Annotated in this window: 18 protein-coding genes; 6 read left to right on the top strand and 12 right to left on the bottom strand. The window is 72.5% G+C overall.

Features of this window, described 5'->3' with window-relative positions; all coding sequences use genetic code 11:
* Nucleotides 1–5 precede the first annotated feature (5 nt).
* From tatA to pafA, 6 genes are all read right to left on the bottom strand, one after another.
* Nucleotides 6–299: a Sec-independent protein translocase subunit TatA gene (gene tatA, locus DAA34_RS09165; protein ID WP_106818700.1), complete on the bottom strand. Its 294-nt coding sequence runs from the start codon at nucleotides 297–299 to the stop codon at nucleotides 6–8.
* A gap of 60 nt (nucleotides 300–359) precedes the next feature.
* Nucleotides 360–1349: a helix-turn-helix transcriptional regulator gene (locus tag DAA34_RS09160; RefSeq protein WP_106818698.1), complete on the bottom strand. Its 990-nt coding sequence runs from the start codon at nucleotides 1347–1349 to the stop codon at nucleotides 360–362.
* The gene (locus tag DAA34_RS09155) at nucleotides 1346–2353 is read right to left on the bottom strand and encodes a helix-turn-helix transcriptional regulator (RefSeq protein WP_106818696.1); all 1008 of its coding nucleotides are present in this window, start codon (nucleotides 2351–2353) and stop codon (nucleotides 1346–1348) included. The genes DAA34_RS09160 and DAA34_RS09155 overlap by 4 nt, the downstream gene beginning before the upstream one ends.
* A gap of 17 nt (nucleotides 2354–2370) precedes the next feature.
* Nucleotides 2371–2754: an FKBP-type peptidyl-prolyl cis-trans isomerase gene (locus DAA34_RS09150; protein ID WP_106818694.1), complete on the bottom strand. Its 384-nt coding sequence runs from the start codon at nucleotides 2752–2754 to the stop codon at nucleotides 2371–2373.
* Between the two features lie 38 nt (nucleotides 2755–2792).
* The gene (locus DAA34_RS09145; protein ID WP_106818692.1) at nucleotides 2793–3749 is read right to left on the bottom strand and encodes an FKBP-type peptidyl-prolyl cis-trans isomerase; all 957 of its coding nucleotides are present in this window, start codon (nucleotides 3747–3749) and stop codon (nucleotides 2793–2795) included.
* An 84-nt stretch (nucleotides 3750–3833) separates the two neighbouring features.
* Nucleotides 3834–5225, bottom strand: a complete 1392-nt coding sequence (pafA, locus tag DAA34_RS09140) for a Pup--protein ligase (RefSeq protein ID WP_106820031.1) — start codon at nucleotides 5223–5225, stop codon at nucleotides 3834–3836.
* Nucleotides 5226–5360: 135 nt separating this feature from the next.
* Between pafA and DAA34_RS09135 the strand changes: the two genes are divergently transcribed.
* Nucleotides 5361–6590, top strand: coding sequence for a coiled-coil domain-containing protein (locus DAA34_RS09135; RefSeq protein WP_106818690.1), 1230 nt, complete (start codon nucleotides 5361–5363; stop codon nucleotides 6588–6590).
* On the opposite strand, the gene DAA34_RS09130 is transcribed toward DAA34_RS09135, so the two are convergent.
* On the bottom strand, nucleotides 6584–6784 hold the full coding sequence (locus tag DAA34_RS09130) for a ubiquitin-like protein Pup (protein ID WP_106818688.1): 201 nt from the start codon (nucleotides 6782–6784) through the stop codon (nucleotides 6584–6586). The genes DAA34_RS09135 and DAA34_RS09130 overlap by 7 nt on opposite strands.
* Before the next feature lie 25 nt (nucleotides 6785–6809).
* Entirely contained in the window at nucleotides 6810–8345 is a 1536-nt protein-coding gene (gene dop / locus DAA34_RS09125; RefSeq protein ID WP_325027525.1) for a depupylase/deamidase Dop, read from the bottom strand.
* A gap of 41 nt (nucleotides 8346–8386) precedes the next feature.
* Between dop and DAA34_RS09120 the strand changes: the two genes are divergently transcribed.
* Both DAA34_RS09120 and DAA34_RS09115 read left to right on the top strand, forming a co-directional pair.
* The gene (locus DAA34_RS09120) at nucleotides 8387–9433 is read left to right on the top strand and encodes an alpha/beta hydrolase (protein ID WP_158707693.1); all 1047 of its coding nucleotides are present in this window, start codon (nucleotides 8387–8389) and stop codon (nucleotides 9431–9433) included.
* Nucleotides 9430–9915: a DUF3054 domain-containing protein gene (locus tag DAA34_RS09115; RefSeq protein ID WP_106818684.1), complete on the top strand. Its 486-nt coding sequence runs from the start codon at nucleotides 9430–9432 to the stop codon at nucleotides 9913–9915. Before DAA34_RS09120 ends, DAA34_RS09115 begins: the two co-directional genes overlap by 4 nt.
* Here the strand turns inward: DAA34_RS09115 and arc are convergent.
* From arc to DAA34_RS09100, 3 genes are read right to left on the bottom strand one after another with little or no spacing between them, the layout of a single operon-like run.
* Nucleotides 9912–11534 (bottom strand): proteasome ATPase, encoded by a 1623-nt coding sequence (arc, locus tag DAA34_RS09110; RefSeq protein WP_106818681.1) that lies wholly within the window; start codon nucleotides 11532–11534, stop codon nucleotides 9912–9914. The genes DAA34_RS09115 and arc overlap by 4 nt on opposite strands.
* Nucleotides 11524–12573 carry a tRNA (adenine-N1)-methyltransferase gene (locus DAA34_RS09105; RefSeq protein ID WP_106818679.1) on the bottom strand — a complete coding sequence of 350 codons (1050 nt, stop codon included), beginning with the start codon at nucleotides 12571–12573 and terminating at the stop codon, nucleotides 11524–11526. Before DAA34_RS09105 ends, arc begins: the two co-directional genes overlap by 11 nt.
* Before the next feature lie 11 nt (nucleotides 12574–12584).
* Entirely contained in the window at nucleotides 12585–13694 is a 1110-nt protein-coding gene (locus DAA34_RS09100; RefSeq protein ID WP_106818677.1) for a site-2 protease family protein, read from the bottom strand.
* Nucleotides 13695–13736: 42 nt separating this feature from the next.
* Here DAA34_RS09100 and metH point away from each other — a divergent pair, with 42 nt between their 5' ends.
* Entirely contained in the window at nucleotides 13737–17468 is a 3732-nt protein-coding gene (gene metH / locus DAA34_RS09095) for a methionine synthase (RefSeq protein WP_106818675.1), read from the top strand.
* 33 nt (nucleotides 17469–17501) lie between these two features.
* Nucleotides 17502–18416 (top strand): RecB family exonuclease, encoded by a 915-nt coding sequence (locus tag DAA34_RS09090; RefSeq protein WP_106818672.1) that lies wholly within the window; start codon nucleotides 17502–17504, stop codon nucleotides 18414–18416.
* 4 nt (nucleotides 18417–18420) lie between these two features.
* On the opposite strand, the gene DAA34_RS09085 is transcribed toward DAA34_RS09090, so the two are convergent.
* Nucleotides 18421–19089, bottom strand: coding sequence for an HAD family hydrolase (locus DAA34_RS09085; protein WP_267894613.1), 669 nt, complete (start codon nucleotides 19087–19089; stop codon nucleotides 18421–18423).
* Between the two features lie 50 nt (nucleotides 19090–19139).
* Between DAA34_RS09085 and DAA34_RS09080 the strand changes: the two genes are divergently transcribed.
* Complete coding sequence (locus DAA34_RS09080) at nucleotides 19140–20003, top strand: PAC2 family protein (RefSeq protein WP_106818670.1); 864 nt, start codon at nucleotides 19140–19142, stop codon at nucleotides 20001–20003.
* Nucleotides 20004–20029 lie beyond the last annotated feature (26 nt).

Below are 20029 nucleotides of genomic sequence, written 5' to 3'. Positions count from 1 at the left end.
GTGGGTCAGCGGACCGTGCCGGACTGGTTGTCCGTGCTCGGGCTGTTGTCCTCGAGGACCGGGCCGGGCTCGATGCGTCGCTCGGTCACGGGACCCTGCTCGGTCGTCTCGCCCGGGATGGAGGTGTGGCCGGTGGCCTGCCGCTCCTTGTCGTCGTTCTTCATCTCGTTCATCTCCGACTTGAAGACGCGGGCCGACCGGCCGATGCTGCGCGCGGCGTCGGGCAGCTTCTTGAACCCGAAGAGCAGCAGGACGAGCAGAGCGATGATGATGAGCTCGGGAGCTTGCAGACCAAACATGGTCAGGGCCTCTCAGTGACGTTTCGTGGTGCCCGCAGGGGCCGGGCTGCGTGGTTCATGCTACGCCGGGGCCGGGTCGTACCCGACCAGTCCCGCGCGGGCGGCCTCAGCGACCCGGCTCGCCAGGCGCGCAGGCTCGAGCACGCGTCCGGAGCTCCCGAGGCGGAGCGCCAGGCGCACGAGCCAGTCCTCGCTGCTCACCCGGAGCCGGACGCGCAGCCGCCCCTCCCCCAGCTCCTCGACCGACTCGACCGGCACGTACTCGGCGACCCAGCGCCCGGTCGGCTCGAGCTCGAGCACCGCGGTCGGGTCGTCCTCGCCGGGGGCGAAGGCGTGCTCGTCGAGGACGTTGGGCCGGGCGTCCGCCGGCGGGGTGCCGTCCACGTCCAGGACCGTCGCCGACCGGATACGGCTCACGCGGAACGTCCGGACCCCCTCGGCGCGGTGGCACCACGCCTCGAGGTACACCGTGCCGTCGGGCGCGGTGACGAGCCGCATCGGGTCGACCTCACGCTGCGTCTCGTCGTCGCGGCTCGCGACGAGGTAGACCAGCCGGACGCGCCGGTGCCGGTCGAGCGCGTCGCGAAGGGCGGTCAGGGTTGCGTCCACGTCGGTCCGGGCGTCCCTGGCGACGGCGATCTCGGCGCGCGCGCCGTCACCAGCCGTGGTCGCGGCCTCGAGCTTCGCCCGCACGCTCTCGAGCGCGTCGAGGTCGGTGGCCCCCGGCACCGTCGCCAGGCTCTCCAGCCCGAGCAGCAGCGCGAGGGCCTCGTCGTGGCCGATGCGCAGCGGACGGGCGATCGTGTCCGCGTTGTGGATGACGATGCGGCCCGACTCGTACGCGACGTCGATCATCTCGTCGGGCATCGTCCCGTAGCCGCACATGAGGACGAGGTCGAGGTCGTCCTGGAGCTGCTCCGGGGTGATCCCGAGCTGACGCGCGGCCTCGTCGACCTCGATCCCCTGCCGGTCGTTCAACCACGGGACGAGCGCGAGCAGGCGGGTGAGGCGTTCGGTGGCGGTCTCGACCGGCGGGCGGGTCCTGCTCATGCACCGCTCCTCTCGTCGTGCGCGGCCAAGCTGGCACGCAGGCGGCTGACGACCGCCTCCCGTAGGTGCGCCGGTTGCTCGACGACGACGTCGCCGCCGTACGAGGCCACCTCGTCGGCGAAGGCGTCGAGGATCCCGTGGTCGATGTCGATCAGGTCCCACTCGTCGTCGACCTCCCCGACCGTCCGGGCGCGACGTCGCAGCTCGTGACCGGCCCCGGCGCGCACCCGAAGGACCGCCGGGCTCGGCGTGATCGTCGTCAGGCCCCGGAAGGACTCCTCGACCATCGCCACCCCGTCGTGGTCGGCCGGTACCTCGAAGGCGCCCCCTCGTCCGACCGCGCGCACCTCCCCGACGACGCGCGAGAGCCGGAAGACCCGACGGTCGTCGCGGCCCAGGTCGTGCCCGGTGAGGTACCACCGGCCTCTCCAGCGGACGAGGCCCCACGGCTGGACCCGCCGCTCCACGGTCTCCGCCGAGCCGTGCGAGCGGTAGCCGAACTCGATGACCCGCCGCTGCCGGCAGGCGGCACGCACCGGGTCGAAGGCAGGGTCCGGGGGGGCGGCGAGCCGCTCGAGCAGGGCGACCGGGCGGGCCAGCTCGTCCCCGTCGGCACCGACGGCGAGCTTCTGGAGCGCGAGCGTGGCGGGCCGGGCGAGCGAGGCGTGCTGCCACTCCCGCGCAGCGAGGCCCAGGACAGCGAGCTCCTGGGGGGTGAGCTCGAGGTCCGGCAGCGCGTAGTCGGCGGGATCGATCCGGTACCCGACCTCGTCCTCGAAGGCGACGGTGACGGTCTCGGTGCGGACCGGGATCCCGAGCGTACGCAGGTCGTCCTTGTCGCGCTCGAACATCCGCTCGAACGCGTCATCGGATGCGACCGAGCGGTACTGCTCGACGACGCGCCTGATCCGCTCGCGGGGCAGCGGCTGCCGCGCCTCGAGCAGGCACATCGTCAGGTTCATCAACCGCTCGGTCTTGCCCCGAGGGGTGTTCGTCGCGGGCATGGCCGCTGGTGCGTCGCTCAGCCGACCCGGACGAGGTCGACGACGAAGATCAGCGTCTCCCCCGGCTTGATGGCGGCGCCTGCCCCGCGGTCGCCGTAGCCCAGGTGCGGGGGGATGACGAGCTTGCGCCGTCCTCCCTCGCGCATGCCGAGGATGCCCTTGTCCCAGCCCGGGATGACCTGGCCGACGCCGACGACGAACGCGAGCGGCTCGCCGCGGTTCCACGAGGCGTCGAACTCCTCGCCGGTCGAGTGGGCGACGCCGACGTAGTGGGCCTTGATGCGCGACCCCGCGGTCGCCTCCGCGCCGTCACCGACGGTGATGTCCTCGATGACGAGGTCGTCCGGCGCCTCACCGGGGAAGTCGATCTCGGGCTTGGTGGTGCTGGGGTCGAACGGCATCGCTGCTCCTGTCGTGAGGGGGTCGTGGTGGTCGGCGGTCAGACGACGCCGAGGATGTCGATGACGAACACGAGGGTGTCGGTGCCCTTGATCCCGCCCTGCGGGTTGCCCTTCGATCCGTAGCCGTCCTTGGGCGGGACGACCATGAGCACACGGCTGCCGACCTTCTTGCCGATGAGGCCGGTGTCCCACGCCTTGATGACACCGCCCTGACCGACGGTGAAGTTGAACGGCTCGCCTCGCTCGAGGCTGGAGTCGAACACCTTGCCGTTCCGGTACAGGGCACCGGTGTAGTGCACGTAGACCGTGTCGCCCTTCTTCACGGCAGGGCCATCGCCGGTGACGAGGTCCTGGACGACGAGCTTCTTCGACGGCGCCGCCTTGGGCATGGTGATGGTCGCGGGCTTCTTGCCGTCGGCCTTGACGGTCGGGAGCCCCTTCTTGGCGGGCACGGCCTTCCCCTCCGCCTTCGTGAGGAGGGTCGTCGCCTTCTTGATGTCCATCTCGATGAGGACGGGGTCCTCGGCGGTCATGCCGACCTGCGGGTTCCCCTGCGGGCCGAACACGTCCTTGCCCGGCAGCGCGGTGATCACCCGGCTGCCGACCTTCTTGCCGACGAGGACGTCACGCACGCCCTTCGGCACGGACGGGGAGAAGAGCGGGAGGGTGGCCGGGTCCTGGGTGTAGGACTCGTTGACGACCTTGCCGTCCTTGCCGTTGACGATCGCGATGTCGAGAGTGACCAGGTCGCCCTTCGTCACCTCCGCACCATCGCCCTCGGTGAGCACGCGCGAGACCGCCTTGTCGGCCTTGAGCGGCTTCTCCTTGAGGTCGAAGGTCGGGGCGGTCTTGTCGTCGCCGCCCGTGACCTCGACCTTCTCCAGGACCCCGTCCGGGTCGGACTTCGAGTTCGCCTGATCGGTCGCCGAGGATCCGCAGGCGGTGAGCCCGAGGGCGAGGGCGAGGACGGTGGCGGCGATGCGCGGTCGGAGCACGGGGTTCCTTCGGTCTGGGGAGCCGGGGGCTCGGCGGGACCGGTCCACCCTAGCCTCAGCGACTGGGCAGTCGCTGAGGACGGATCACGGCGTGGGCGGCCGGGGCGCCGGCCGCGAGGCCTCCTCGAGGAGGCGGTCGACCCGGTCGTCGTGGGACCGGAACGGGTCCTTGCACAGGACCGTGCGCTGCCCGGCGTCGTTGAGCTTGAGGTGGACCCAGTCGACCGTGAAGTCGCGGTCGTGCTCTCTCGCGGCCCGGACGAAGTCCCCGCGCAGCCGCGCCCGCGTCGTCTGGGGGGGAATCGTCGTCGCGTCGGCGATCTCGGCCGGGTCGGTGATCCGGCGGGCACGCCCGGCCCGCTCCAGGAGCCGGAAGACCCCGCGGTCAGGGTCGATGTCGTGGTAGGCGAGATCGAGCTGGGCGATGCGCGGCGAGTCGAGGTCGAGCCCGTGACGGGTGGCGTAGGTGTCGAGGAGGCGCCGTTTGACGACCCAGTCGATCTCCGTGTCGACGAGCTCCGGCCGGTCCTCGTCGACGGCACGCACGGCCCGCGTCCACAGGTCGAGGACGGACGCGGTCGTCGGGTCGTCCATGCCGTGCTCCGCGGCGTGGGCGGTGGCCCGCTCGCAGAGCGCTCGCTGGACGTCGAGGGCGGTGATCGTGCCTCCACCGGCCCGCTCGGCCGTCGTCCGACCGGTGGCGTCGGTGCTGAACGCCCGGATGGCCCGGATGGGGTTGGCCAGGGCGAGCTCCGGCATCTCGATGCCGCTCTCGATCATGTGCAGCACGAGGTGGCACGCCCCGACCTTGAGCAAGGTGGTCGGCTCGGCCATGTTCGAGTCGCCGACGATGACGTGCAGCCGCCGGTGGTGCTCGGGGTCCGCGTGCGGCTCGTCCCGGGTGTTGATGATCGGTCTCGAGCGCGTCGTCGCCGAGCTCACGCCCTCCCACACCTGGTCGGCCCGCTGGCTGAGGGCGTACGTCGCCCCCCGCGGTCCGCGCACGACCCGGCCGGCACCGCACACGAGCTGCCGGGTGACGAGGAACGGCAGGAGCGCGTCCGCCGCCCCGGCGAAGTCGGTCTCCCGCCCGACCAGGTAGTTCTCGTGGCAGCCGTAGGAGTTGCCATTCGCGTCGACGTTGTTCTTGAAGACGTAGATCGTCCCCGCGACGCCGGCCTCCCTCAGGCCTGCCTGCGCCTGACGGGCCAGGTCCGCGACGATCGCCTCCCCCGCACGGTCCTGGACGAGGACCTGGCGCGGGTCGTCGCACTCGGCCGTCGCGTACTCCGGGTGGGAGCCGACGTCGAGGTAGAGCCGCGCGCCGTTGGTGAGGAAGACGTTGCTCGAGCGCCCGAAGCGCACCACGGGCCGGAACAGGTGCCGGGCCACCTCGTCCGGGGTAAGGGTCCGCTGCCCATCGTCCGAGCACGTGATGCCGAACTCGGTCTCGATCCCGAAGATGCGGCGCGTCAGCCCGCCGGTCGCGGTCATCGCCACAGGCTAACGAGCCCGGTGTCGCGCAGCACCTTGCGCCCTCGGCCAGCGGCGGTTCAGGGATGGCTGGTTGGATCGACCCGACCATCCCGCCGTCGCCCCCGAGGAGGCCCCGTGACCACGCCGATCCCCTTCAGAGTCGTGCTGCGTGGTTACGACCCGGTCCAGGTCGACCAGGCGCACGCCGATCTCGAGCGCGCGGTCCAGACGGCGCGCGAGGAGGCGGCACGCCTGGGATCGGAGGCGGCTCGCCTGCGGGCCGAGGCCGAGGAACGCCTCAGCTCGAGCCGGTCGAGCGAGCGCGAGCTGCGCGAGCGGGCCAAGGAGCTCGACCAGCGGGAGCGGGATGCCGAGCGCCACCGCAAGACCCTGAGGCTCAAGGAGGATGAGGTCTCGCGGCTCACGGCTCGGGTGCGGGAGCTCGAGGGCGCGCTGGCCGCGACCCGCGACGAGCTTGCCTCGACGTCGACCCAGCTCGCGGAGGCCCATGCCTCGCCGCGGGTCCTCGTCGAGGGCGACTACTCGACCCTCGGCCCCCGGATCAGCCAGATCCTCACCCTCGCCGAGGAGGAGGCTGCCGCGCTGCGGTCGACGGCGCAGGACGAGGCGGAGGAGCTGCGGCGCGTCACGCACGAGCAGACGACCCGGCTGCGGGAACGCACCGAGGCGGAGTGCACCCGCACCACCGAGGAGGCTCGCGCCGAGGCGACGGCGCTCGTCGCGGGCGCCAAGGATGAGGCCGCGGCGATCCTCGAGCATGCCCAGCAGGAGTCCAGGGTCCGACGGGAGGAGGCATCCGCTCGCCACGAGGAGGCCGTGGCGCGGTCCGCCCAGCTCGTCGGGGAGGTCGAGCGGGACCTGGCGGCGCGCCGCGAGGCGGTGCTCGCCGAGCTCGAGGGGCAGCGCACCACCCAGGCCGAGCGGCAGGCCGCTGCCGAGGCCCGGATCGAGGCGACGGAGGCCGAGGCCGACACGATCGCGGAGCGGGCCCGCACCCGGGCCGACGAGGTCCTCGCGCGAGCCCGCCGGGAGGCGGACACGCTGCTGTCGGAGGCCCGCGCCCGAGTCGAGCGCATCCGGCGCGACGGTGAGCGGGAGATCGCCGCTCTCACGGAGCGCCGGGAGGCGGTGAGCTCTCAGCTGGCCCATCTGCGCGGGCTGCTGGGCGCGGTCGGAGGCAGCGAGGAGGTCCCGGCTCCGGACGACGCGCCGGACGACGCGCCGGACGAGGCCGCGAACGCCGAGCCCTCGCAGGGCGAGGACCCGCAGGCCGCGGACTCCTCGCCTGGTGACGAGCCGTCAGACGACCGGTCGGACGGCGGGGACCCGCCCCAGGGTCACTGACCGCCCTTCTGGACGAAGCCGGACACGAACTCCTCGGCGTTGGTCTCGAGGACCCCGTCGATCTCGGCGAGGACGTCATCGAGATCGGCACCCCGCGTCGCGGCGTGCTGCTGGGCTGCGCCGACCTCGTCCGGGCCGGCGTCACCGCCGTCGTCGGGACCGCCGTGGGATCGGACGTGCTCATGGCCTGCCATCGCTGCTCCTTCGGGGTGCGGACGTTCAGGACACCATGCCACCGACGGCGTCCAGCGCATCGTCGGCATCGTCCAGCGCGGCCTCCATGTCGGCCCGACCGCAGGCAGCGGGCTCGGGCAGTGCGACCCTCCGCAGCTGTCTGGCGTCACCGGTCCCCCGGCCCACGGTGACCGAGTCCCAGGATGCGGTGACGACGTCCCCGGGGAACCGTCGGACGAGCTCGCCCCGCAGCCACGCCCGGGTCGATCCCGGAGGCAGGGTCACGGCGTCCGCGATCTCCTCGGGCGTGGCCAGGCAGCGAAGAGCGCCCCGGCGGCGCAGCCGGTGGGCGATCCCTCGGTCGGGCCGGACGTCGGACCACTGGATGTCGATGGCGGCCAGTCGGGGGTCGTCCCAAGCCATGCCGTCCCGGTCGCGGTAGGCCTGCAGGAGGGTGAGCTTCGCCAGCCACTCGACGTCGCTGGCGACGGACTCCCGATCGCCCCGGAGCCCGGCGAGCACCCGTTCCCACGTGCCGACCACCTCGGCGGTCTCGGTGTCCACCTCGCCCCCGGCGACCGTCCCGAGGTGGCGGCGGACCCGGGCGAGGTAGTCCTCCTGGACGTCCAGCGCCGTCAGGCGCCTGCCGTCCTCGAGCGTGACCGTCGCCGTCAGGCTCGGATCGTGGCTCACCGCGCGGACCGCCGCCACGGGGTCGGCCAGCCGCAGCGGCTCCCCGAGGGTGCCGTGCTCGAGCATCGACAGGACGAGGGAGGTCGTCCCCAGCGCGAGCAGCGTCGGCGTGTCGGCATGGGTGGCGTCCCCGATGATGACGTGCAGCCGGCGATACCGGTCCGGGTCGGCGTGGGGCTCGTCGCGGGTGTTGACGATCGGCCGGTTGAGCGTCGTCTCGAGCGCGACCACGGACTCCATGAAGTCGCTGCGCTGGCCGAGCTGGAAGCCCGGGCGGTCGGAGCGCTGACCGATGCCGACCCGTCCGGTGCCGCAGAGCACCTGCCGGGTCACGAGGAAGGGGACGAGCGCGGCGACGACGTCCGAGAACTCGACGGCACGGTCGAGGAGGAAGTTCTCGTGCGTGCCGTAGGACGCGCCCTTGCCGTCGGTGTTGTTCTTGTAGAGGTTGATGCCCGGTGGCGCCGCGGCGAGGCGGTCGACCGCGCGTGCCATGACGACCTCGCCCGCCCGGTCCCACACGATCCCCTCGCGCGGGGTGAGCACCTCCGGCGAGGAGTACTCCGGATGGGCGTGGTCGACGTAGAGCCGCGCCCCGTTGGTGAGGACGAGGTTGGGCACACCCGGGTCCTCCGTGTCCGTGAGCTGCGAGGGGTGGGCCTGTTCGCGATCACGGGTGAATCCCCGGGCGTCGTCGAGCGGGCTCTCGTCGGCGTAGTCCCACCGGGGCCGGGCCGTCGTCACCCCGGGCAGCGCCGCGTAGGCGCGGACGACCGCGGCGGAGGCGGTCATGGCGTTCGCCATCGGCGCCCCGGGCACCGATATCCCGTACTCGGTCTCGATCCCCATGATGCGGCGCACGCCGCCGCGCATCGTGCCGTCCGCCATACGGTTCACCCTACGGGCGCCGGACGCGGGACAATCGGTCCGTGACCTCCCGTCGAGCCCGACCCCTTGCACCCGACGCGCTTCCTCGCCGCACCGCGGTGCTCGCCGTCGCGTCCCGCTGGGTGAGCCGGCCGGTCGACCAGACCCCGCCGCGGCTCCTCGCCCGCCTCCAGGCGCCGCCGCCGCGCGCCCGCTGGCCCATCTCCCTCGTCACCGGCGCGATCGACCGCAGCGTGACCTCGACCGACGCGTGGATCACGGCCCGCGACGGCGGCCGGATGCTCGTGCGGACCCACACCCCGACCGCGGCGCGGGTCGGCCCGGTGCCGCTGCTCGTCCTCGTCCACGGGGGCGGCTTCGCGCTGGGGCACGTGCGCGGGTACGACCCGCTGGCCACCCACCTCGCGGCCCGGATCGGCGCGATCGTCGCGATGCCGAACTACCGCAAGGCGCCGCAGCACCTCGCCCCCACGGCCGTCCACGACACCATGGACGCAACGACGTGGCTCCTCTCGGAGGCGGCGGCCCTGCGCATCGACCCCAGCCGCATCGGTCTCGCCGGGGACAGCGCCGGAGGGAACATCGCGGCGGTCCTGGCCCAGCACCTGCGGGACGAGGGCCTCGCCGTGCGCCACCAGGCCCTCCTCTACCCGGCGACCGACCTGCGGGAGCGACCCGAGATCGTCGCTCTCGGGGAGGGACCCGAGCACCCGATCCTCACCGTCGCGATGACCGCGGCGTTCCGGGCGGGCTACCTCGGGACGGACCAGGACGGCGCCGACCCCCTCCTCTCGCCGATCCTCGGGGACCTGCACGGCCTGCCGCCGGCGCTCGTCCAGACGGCGGACCTCGACCCGCTGCGGGACGACGGCCTCGCCTACGCGGACGCCCTGCGCGCCGCAGGTGTGCCGGTCGTCTCGACCACCTACCCGAACACCCCGCACGGGTACGCGTCCTTCCCGGGCCTCACGGCCCACGGCTGGGCCGCCCGTGAGGAGCTCGTCCGAGAGATCGCCCGCCACCTGCTCCCGACCGTCCCGATCACCGATCACGCTTCGCGTCCCCTCGGCGAAGGGCGGCGAGGATGAGCACCCCCGGTCCGGACCCCCGCTTCGGCGGCTCCCTCGAGGACCTCCCGCCCGACGCCGACGACCTCGGCCCGCGCTGGACGACGGGATCGTGGTCCTTCACCTGGGGGCGCTCCCAGACCCTCGCGCTCGTCCTCGACGTCCTGCTCGTGGTCGTCTTCGCGGTCGTCGGCCGGTCCTCGCACGCGGAGGGGATCGATGCCGCCGGGGTACTGACGACCGCCTGGCCCTTCCTCGTGGGCCTGGGCCTCGGCTGGTTGCTCGTCCTGGGCACCCTCGGCCGCTGGCCCGCGGCAGCCTGGCACGGCGTCCCCGTCTGGCTCTCGACCGTCTTCGGCGGGATGGCGGTCCGCCAGGCCGTCGGCCAGGGCACCGCCCTGCCCTTCGTCGTCGTCGCGACCCTCGTCGCCGGGGCCTTCCTGCTCGGGTGGCGGGCGATCGCATCCCTCGCCCGGCTCGCTCGTCGCCGAGCGGCCGGCTAGTCGACCGCCGGCTCGCCGGCCGACCGGTCGACGAGCGACCGGAGCGCGACGACCTTCTCGCCCCGTCGGCCGCTCACCCGCGCCCACGACGCGGGGTCGGAGGTGTTCGGCAGGTCTTCGTTCTCGAGGAGCTCCGCCGCCACGCCGGCGAGGAGGTGCTCGGTGCGCAGCCCCCGCCGACCGCTGGCGATCAGTTCCTTGATCGCCCGCTTCTTCGCGCGGTCGACGACGTTCTGGATCATCGCGCCGGAGGCGAAGTCACCGAGGTGGAGGACCTCGTGACGCCCGCTGGCGTACGTGATCTCGATGAACCGGTTCTCGGGGGTGGGTGCGTACATCCGCTCCACCGCCGCGTCGATCATCGCGCGGACGGCCGCCTCGGCCGACCCGTGCCGCTCCCGCTCCTCCTCGGCGATCGGCAACGCGGGGGTGAGGTAGCGCGCGAAGATCTCACGGGCACCGTCGGCGTCCGGGCGGTCGATCCGGATCTTCACGTCGAGCCGACCGGGGCGGAGGATCGCCGGGTCGATCATGTCCTCGCGGTTGGTCGCCCCGATGACGATGACGTTCTCGAGGCCCTCGACGCCGTCGATCTCGGCGAGCAGCTGCGGCACGATCGTCGTCTCGACGTCGCTCGAGACACCCGACCCGCGGGTGCGGAACAGGCTGTCCATCTCGTCGAAGAAGACGACGACGGGCATGCCGTCCCCGGCCTTCGACCGGGCCCGCTCGAAGATGAGCCGGATGTGACGCTCGGTCTCGCCGACGTACTTGTTGAGCAGCTCGGGGCCCTTGATGTTGAGGAAGTACGCCGTCGGGACGTCCCGGCCGCGGTCCTGCGCCACCCGGCGGGCGAGCGAGGCGGCCACCGCCTTGGCGATCATCGTCTTCCCGTTGCCCGGGGGACCGTAGAGGAGCACACCCTTCGGCGGCTTCAGCCCGTGCTCGGCGTAGAGCTCGGGGTGCAGCCACGGCAGCTCGACGGCGTCGCGGATCGCCTCGATCTGGGAGGACAGCCCACCGATGTCGTCGTAGGAGACGTCCGGAACCTCCTCGAGGACGAGGTCGGCCACCTCGGCCTTGTCGATCGGCTCGTGCGCGATGCCCGCCTTGGTGTCGATCCGCACCGAGTCTCCGGGGCGGAGGCGACCCACGAGGCCGCCGGCGAGGCGGACCACCCGTTCCTCGTCCTGCCGCACCCGGACGAGGACGCGCTCGGGGTCGACGACCTCGGTGACCATGACGACCTCGCCGGTGTCCTCCGGCGGGTGCACGCTGACGACGTTCATCGCCTCGTTGAGCCGGACGTCCGCGCCGATCGCCAGCGCGGAGCGCTCGACCTCGGGCGACACGGCGACGTTCATGCGCCGGCCGTGGTTGAGCACGTCGACCGTGCCGTCCGCGTGGCAGCGCGTGAGGGTGGCGTACGGCGACGGGGGCTGCCCGAGCCGCTCGACCTCGGCGCGCAGGGTCGTGATCTGCTCCCGCGCGTCCTTGATCGTGCGGACGAGTCGCTCGTTCTGCGCCGCGAGGGTCTGGGCGTTGGACCGCGCCCGCGCGAGCTCGGCGCGCTCCTGCGCGGTCATGCCTCCCCCGCCCGCTTCCTGCTCAGGCGTCATGGCCCGCTTCCTCGAGCAGCCCCATGCTGCGGCGCAGCCTGCGGACCTTCTTCTCCGAGGCGACCCGCTCCCCCAGCGCCTCGGGGGTCCAGTCCTCGTCCGGGACCGTGACGGGCCCCAGGTGCTCGACGGGACCGGTGTCGGCGGCGTCCCCGGACGAGGCGGCGTCCTCGCCGTAGGCGCCCTTGCTCGGGCGTCGCTTCCGCAGCGGCGGTGCCGTGTCGGGGGCGAGTCGGCGGGTCGTGATGAGGAAGCCCGTGTGGCCGTGCATCCGATGCTGCGGGCGGACGGCCAGGCCCTCGAGGTGCCAGCCGCGCACCAGCGACTCCCATGCGCTCGGCTCCGTGTACCCACCGTGCTCGCGCATCGCCTCGGCGACCTTGCTCAGCTGGGTGGCGGTCGCGACGTAGCAGATGAGCAGGCCGCCCGGCACGAGGGCCTCGGCGACGACGTCGAGGCACTCCCACGGGGCGAGCATGTCGAGCACGACGCGGTCGACGGTCCCGGGCTCCACCGCGGCGGGCAGCTCCTCGACGAGGTCGCCGACGGTGACCGTCCACGCGGGGTGGTCGGTGCCGAAGAACGCCCGGGCGTTGGCCTTGGCGATGGCCGCGAAGTCCTCCCGGCGCTCGAAGCTGTGCACCGTGCCGGTGTCGCCGACGGCGCGCAGGAGCGACATCGAGAGGGCCCCCGACCCGACACCGGCCTCGACGACGACCGCGCCGGGGAAGACGTCCCCCATGGTGACGATCTGCCCGGCGTCCTTCGGGTAGACGACGGCGGCGCCGCGCGGCATCGACATCACGTAGTCGGCGAGCAGGGGCCGGAGCGCGAGGTACTCGACGCCGGCAGTGTTCGTCACCGTCGACCCGTCGGGCGCTCCGATGAGCTCGTCGTGGGTGATGTGACCACGGTGGGTGTGGAACTGCTTCCCCGGGGTGAGGGTGATCGTGTGCAGCCGTCCCTTGGGGTCGGTGAGCTGGACCCGGTCGCCCTCTCGGAAGGGGCCTCGGCGCAGGTCGGTTCCGGTCGCGGTCATGGGGGTCGAGTCTAGGCCCGCCCGCGGTCGCCCGACACCGCCCGCACGAGCGTTCCGGCCGTCGTCACGCCGTAGGGCCTGCCGTGGGCGTCGGTGACCACGAGGTACCCGTCTCGGCCGTCGAGCGTGCCCAGCAGCGGCTCGAGCGTCCCGTCCGGCGCCGCGGCGACGACGCGGTCGGGCGGGACGGCGGCGAGGACGGCCTCGACCCGCGTGGAGTCCCGTTCGCCGGGTGGCACGGCCGTCGTGGCGCGCGGGTCGACGACACCGGTGATGCGACCGGCCTCGACGACGACCGCAGCCGTCCCCGGGACGAGGGCCCCGAGCCACGTGCCGGGCGGGACGGTGACCGTCGGGAGGATCACGTCCCGCAGGCGGACCTGCTCGACCGCCCGGAGCAGCCGCGCGCTGCGCACCGCCCCCCACGCGCCCCGCGCGACGAAGACGGCGACGACGACCGACCAGAGGAGGCCGACGGGCGCGGCGCCCCCGAGCAGCGGCAGGGCGACGAACCACAGCGCGACGAGGACGGCGGCGGCGATCCCGCACCAGCCGGCGACCGCGCGCGCGGTGGAGCGCCGGCCGGTGGCACCCCACACCCCGGCCTCGACGACCTGCCCGCCGTCGAAGGGCAGCCCCGGGAGGAGGTTGAAGAGCGCGAGCGCGACGTTGAGGACCCCGAACCCGCCGACGACCAGGAGGGCGACGCCGTCCAGCAGCGGCCGGAGTCCCAGGGCCGCGACGCCGAGCACGCCGTTCGTCACGGGGCCGGACAGCGCGATGAGAGCGGTGCTGCCGGGACCGGCGCGGCGCCCGTCGTACGTCGTGTGGCCGCCCCAGACGTCGAGGACGATCCGGTGGACCGGTAGCCCCCGAGCGCGGGCCACGGCCGCGTGGGCCCCCTCGTGGAGCAGGACGGACACGGCGAGGAGGACGACGTAGACGGCAGCCACGCCGTAGGCGCCCGCGCCGAGCTCCGGGTGGGATCGGGCGGTCTGACCCCCGACGACGACGAGGATGAGCACGGCGAGCACCGGCCAGGTCCCCGACAGATGGATCGGGACGCCACCGATCGTGGCGACGCGCAGACCGCTGCCCGGCTCGGGCGACTGGCTCGACATGGCGGCGACGGTACCCGCCGCACCTGCTGGGATACTGCGGCCATGACGTGGCGACCGGATGCGACCGAGCAGCTCACCGAGATCCTCCGCGAGCGGATCCTCGTCCTCGACGGTGCGATGGGCACGATGATCCAGCGCCACCAGCTCACCGAGGAGGACTACCGGGGCGAGCGATTCGCCGCCTGGCCGAGCGACCTGCGGGGCAACAACGACCTGCTGTCGATCACCGCGCCGGAGGTCATCCGGGAGATCCATGCCGAGTACCTCGAGGCCGGCGCGGACCTCATCGAGACGAACACCTTCAACGCCCAGCGCATCTCGATGGCCGACTACGGCATGGAGGACCTGACGGTCGAGCTCAACGAGGCCTCGGCCCGCCTGGCGCGCGAGGCCGCGGACGCCGCGGAGGCGGAGGACCCCAGCCGACCCCGGTTCGTCCTCGGCGCCCTCGGCCCGACGAACCGCACCGCGTCGATCTCGCCGGACGTCAACGACCCGGGCGCGCGGAACACGAGCTTCGACGAGCTCGCAGGCGCCTACCTCGAGCAGGCCCGCGCCCTCGTCGACGGCGGCGTCGACGTCCTGCTCATCGAGACGATCTTCGACACCCTCAACGCCAAGGCTGCGATCTTCGCGTGCGAGACGCTCTTCGAGGAGACCGGCCGCCGGTGGCCGATCATCCTGTCGGGCACCATCACCGATGCCTCCGGACGGACCCTGTCGGGCCAGACCACCGAGGCGTTCTGGTACTCAGTGCGGCACGCGAGGCCCCTGGCCATCGGGCTCAACTGCGCGCTCGGCGCGGACGAGATGCGCCCGTACGTCCAGGAGCTCTCGCGTCTGGCGGACACCTTCGTCTCGCTCTACCCCAACGCCGGTCTGCCGAACGCCTTCGGCGAGTACGACGAGACCCCACAGGAGATGGCCAAGGTCGTCTCTGCGTACGCACAGGAGGGTCTGGTCAACATCGTCGGCGGGTGCTGCGGCACCGGCCCCGACCACATCCGGGAGTTCTCCGCCGCCGTCGCGGGCGTCACCCCCCGGGAGCGGGCGCAGGTCCCGCCCGCCCTGCGCCTGTCGGGCCTCGAGCCGCTCGTCGTCACGGAGGACTCGCTCTTCGTCAACGTCGGCGAGCGGACGAACATCACCGGCTCGGCCCGCTTCCGCAAGCTCATCCAGAACGAGGACTACCCCACGGCGCTGGCGGTCGCGCGCCAGCAGGTCGAGAACGGCGCCCAGGTCATCGACGTCAACATGGACGAGGGGATGATCGACGGCGTCGCCGCGATGGACCGCTTCCTCAAGCTCGTCGCCACCGAGCCGGACATCTGCAAGGTGCCGGTCATGGTCGACTCGAGCAAGTGGGAGGTCATCGAGGCCGGCCTCAAGTGCATCCAGGGCAAGTCGATCGTCAACTCGATCTCGATGAAGGAGGGCGTGGAGCCGTTCGTCGAGCACGCCCGGCTGTGCCGCAAGCACGGTGCAGCGATCGTCGTCATGGCGTTCGACGAGGACGGCCAGGCCGACACCCTCGAGCGACGCAAGGAGATCTGCGAGCGGGCCTACCGGATCCTCGTCGACGACGTCGGGTACCCGCCGCACGACATCATCTTCGACCCGAACATCTTCGCCGTCGCGACGGGCATCGAGGAGCACGCCACCTACGGCACCGACTTCATCGAGGGCACCCGGTGGATCAAGGAGAACCTGCCCGGGGCGCTCGTCTCCGGTGGCGTCTCGAACGTCTCCTTCAGCTTCCGCGGCAACAACCCGGTCCGCGAGGCGATCCACGCGGTGTTCCTGTACCACGCGATCCGCGCCGGGATGGACATGGGCATCGTCAACGCCGGTGCGCTCGTCGTCTACGACGAGGTGGACGAGAGGCTCCGGGAGCGGATCGAGGACGTCATCCTCAACCGCCGGCCCGACGCGACGGAGCGCCTGCTCGAGATCGCCGGGGACTACGCCGCCGACGGCGGCGCCAGGGAGGTCGCCGCGGAGGAGTGGCGCGACCTGCCCGTCGGGGAGCGCATCACCCACTCCCTCGTCAAGGGCATCGACGACCACGTCGAGTCCGACACCGAGGAGCTGCGCGCGCAGATCGAGGCCCGCGGCGGCAAGCCGATCGAGGTCATCGAGGGCCCCCTCATGGACGGGATGAACGTCGTCGGCGACCTCTTCGGGGCGGGGAAGATGTTCCTCCCCCAGGTGGTGAAGTCGGCCCGGGTGATGAAGAAGGCCGTGGCCTACCTCATTCCCTTCATCGAGGCGGAGAAGGTGGCCTCGGGCGACATGAGCTCGAACGCCAAGGGCAAGGTCGTCATGGCGACGGTCAAGGGCGACGTCCACGACATCGGCAAGAACATCGTCGGGGTCGTCCTCCAGTGCAACAACTATGACGTGGTCGACCTCGGCGTCATGGTCCCGACCGCGACGATCCTCGACCGCGCGGAGGAGGAGAACGCCGACGTCATCGGCCTGTCCGGCCTCATCACCCCGAGCCTGGACGAGATGGTCGGTGTCGCGACGGAGATGCAGCGCCGCGGCATGGATGTCCCGCTCCTGCTCGGTGGCGCGACGACGAGCAAGGCCCACACGGCGGTGAAGGTCGACCAGCGCTACGACGGGCCGGTCGTCTGGGTCAAGGACGCCTCGCGCTCGGTGCCGGTCGTCGCCTCGCTGCTGTCCCCCGCCGGGCGCCAGGCGCTCGTCGAGCAGACCGCCGGCGAGTACGCCTCGCTCCGCGAGCGGCACGCGGCCAAGACCGGGGACCGGCCCGCCCTGACGATCGAGCAGGCCCGGGCGAACCGGACGCCGATCGAGGACTGGCCGGCCGTCGAGCCGGCGATGCTCCGTGACGGGGGCGAGCAGGTGACGGTCCTGCGCGACTACCCCCTGGCAGAGCTGCGGGAGTTCATCGACTGGCAGCCGTTCTTCAACGCGTGGGAGATGAAGGGCTCCTACCCGGACATCCTCCACAACCCGACGACGGGCGAGGCGGCGCGAAAGCTCTTCGAGGACGGTCAGCGGATGCTCGACCGCGCGATCGAGGAGGGCTGGCTCACGGCGAACGGGGTCATCGGCCTCTTCCCGGCGAACACCGTCGGCGACGACATCGAGATCTACACCGGGCCGGACCGCGCCCAGGTCCGGGAGACGCTGCGGATGCTGCGCCAGCAAGGCAAGCACCGCGACGGTGTGCCCAACCGCTCGCTCGCCGACTTCGTCGCACCGAAGGAGAGCGGGGTCGCCGACCACGTCGGCGCCTTCGCGGTGACCGCCGGCCTCGGGATCCGGGAGCGGATCGAGGCGTTCAAGGCCGAGCACGACGACTACAGCGCGATCCTCCTGGAGTCGCTCGCCGACCGGCTCGCCGAGTCCTTCGCCGAGCGGCTGCACCAGCGGGTCCGCACCGAGTTCTGGGGACACGCCCCGCAGGAGGAGCTCGGTAACGACGACCTCATCAAGGAGCGCTACGAGGGCATCCGTCCCGCTCCCGGCTACCCGGCATGCCCCGACCACACGGAGAAGCTGACCCTGTGGCGCCTGCTCGACGTCGAGCAGAACACCGGGATCGAGCTCACGGAGGGCATGGCCATGTGGCCGGGTGCGTCGGTCTCGGGCTGGTACTTCTCGCACCCGAGCAGCCAGTACTTCGTCGTCGGACGGGTCGGCAAGGACCAGGTCGAGGACTACGCGCGACGCAAGGGATGGTCGCTCGAGGAGGCCGAGCGCTGGCTGTCGCCCAACCTCGGGTACGTCCCGGAGGCCTGAGCGTTGTCGGTGCCCGGGCCTAGCGTCGACACCATGACGACGACCGCCAGCCCGACCGCGCGCCCGCTGCGGGCCGCCCTGTCGCCCAGCCGGGCGGCGGACTTCAAGCAGTGCCCCCTGCTGTACCGCTTCCGGGTGATCGACCGGATCGAGGGTCCGCCCTCACCCGCTGCGGCCCGCGGGACGCTCGTGCACGCCGCCCTGGAGCGGCTGTTCGACCTGCCCGCGGCGGAACGCTCGCCCGAGGCCGCTGTCGGCCTGCTTCGCCCCGAGTGGGAGCGGCTGGTGCGTGAGGAACCGGAGCTCGCGACCCTCATCGCCGGAGACGCTGTGCCGACGGACGGGTCGGAGATCGCGGACGGCGCGGGCGTCGACGAGGCGACGTGGTTCGGCGACGCGGAGGCCCTCGTGCGCCGCTGGTTCACCCTCGAGGATCCGACGTGCCTCGAGCCGGCGGAACGGGAGCTCTACGTCGAGGCGGACGTCGACGGCCTCACCCTGCGCGGGTACGTCGACCGGCTCGACGTCGCCCCCGACGGTCGGGTGCGGGTCGTCGACTACAAGACCGGTCGCGCGCCGAGCGAGCTGTTCGAGGGCAAGGCCCTGTTCCAGATGAAGTTCTACGCCCTCGTGCTGTGGCGGTCCCGGGGTGTCATGCCCACCCTGCTGCAGCTCGTGTATCTCGGCGACGGCCAGATCGTCCGCTACGCCCCCGACGAGGCCGACCTGCGGGCGCTCGAGCGCAACGTCGCCGCGGTGTGGCAGGCCATCCGCCGTGCGGCGGAGACCGGCGACTGGCGCCCCCGGACCTCGCGCCTGTGCGACTGGTGCGACTTCCGCGACCTCTGCCCCGAGTGGGGCGGCACTCCCCCGCCGCTGCCGGACAACGCCCGGGCCCTGGCCGTCGACCCCTCGGCCGCCGGGGAACCGGAGGTCGCGCAGGACTGACCGGTCAGCGCCCCAAGGCCGGATGCAGGTCAGCCACTCCCATGCCGCGCAGGCTCGGGATCTGGACCGATCCCTCGGTGCGCGGGACGGGGACGACGTGCGGCACCGCAAGGGTCGGCACGCCGGCGGCCACGGCCGAGGCCACCCCCTTCGGGGAGTCCTCGATGGCGACGCACTCCCCCGGTCGGACACCCAGCCGGTCGGCGGCGACGAGGTAGGCCTCCGGGTCAGGTTTGCCGCGGGTCACCGCGTCCCCGGTGACGACGGTGGCGAAGGTCCCCTCGGGCAGCTCGTCGACGACTGCCCTCGCCAGCGAGGTCCACGACATCGTCACGAGCGCGCAGGGCACGCCGTGCCGTCGGCAGTCGGCGAGCAGCTCCTGCGCCCCCGGACGCCACGGCACGTGGGCGCGGACCTGCTCGATGACCCGGACGAGAAGACGTTCGACGACCTCGGCCGGGGCGAGCGTGACCGGAGAGTGGGCGATGACGAACTCGGCCGACGTGATGAGGTCGTTCCCCACGAGCTCCGTCCCGAGCTCGTCGGTCCACGTCCCGCCGAACTCCTCGACCAGCTCGTGCTCGGCAATCATCCAGTACGGCTCGGTGTCGACAAGGGTTCCATCCATGTCCCACAGCACGGCGGCGGGCAGGGCGTTCGGCGTCTCCGTCACGCGCGGCAGCCTAGGCTGATCGGACGGACCTGCTGAGAGGAGGGCGATCGATGATCGAGCTGATGAATGTCCCGCCCTTGCACGACCCGGTCATGGTGGTGGCGTTCGAGGGGTGGAACGACGCCGGCGATGCTGCCTCCGGCGCGCTCGGGCACCTGGTCGACCTCTGGGACCCGCGTCCCATCGCTGCCCTCGACCCGGAGGACTACTACGACTTCCAGGTCACCCGTCCGCGGATGGTCGCCGAAGGCGTGCGCCGCCGGGTGCAGTGGCGGACGACGCGCGTGCTGCACGCTCCCGTGCAGCGGGTCGGCCGCCGGGACGTGATCCTCGTGCAGGGCATCGAGCCGTCCTTCCGGTGGCGACGCTTCAGCACGGAGATCGTCGAGCTCGCCGAGGACCTCGGGGTGGGCGCCGTCGTCACGCTCGGCGCACTCATGGCGGACGTGGCCCACACCCGCGAGATCCCGGTAACCGCCACCTCCGAGAACGAGGCGACGATCCACCGGTACGACCTCGAGCGCAGCACCTACGAGGGCCCCACCGGCATCACCGGGGTCCTGGCGGACGCGGTGGACCAGGCGGGGCTCACGTCGATCTCCTGCTGGGTCGCCGTGCCCCACTACGCCGGCGTCGCGCCCTCGCCCAAGGCGACCCTGGCGCTGCTCGCCCGGGTGGAGTCCCTCATCGAGGTGCCGATCGAGGCCGGAGCGCTGCCGGAGGCAGCGCGGGAGTGGGAGGCGACGATCGACGAGATCGCAGCCGACGACGACGAGGTCACCGAGTACGTCCAGGCGCTCGAGGAGGCGCAGGACACAGCCGGTCTCCCGCAGGCCTCGGGTGACGCGATCGCGCGCGAGTTCGAGGCCTACCTGCGCGACCAAGGTCCGGGCGGCAAGGACCTCACCGGCTGAGGACGGCGACCCGCGGCCGCGCGGTC

It is taken from the genome of Janibacter massiliensis (assembly GCF_900289115.1).
In the GTDB taxonomy this organism is placed as follows: domain Bacteria; phylum Actinomycetota; class Actinomycetes; order Actinomycetales; family Dermatophilaceae; genus Janibacter_A; species Janibacter_A massiliensis.
This window is presented reverse-complemented; position numbering and strand designations above follow the sequence as displayed.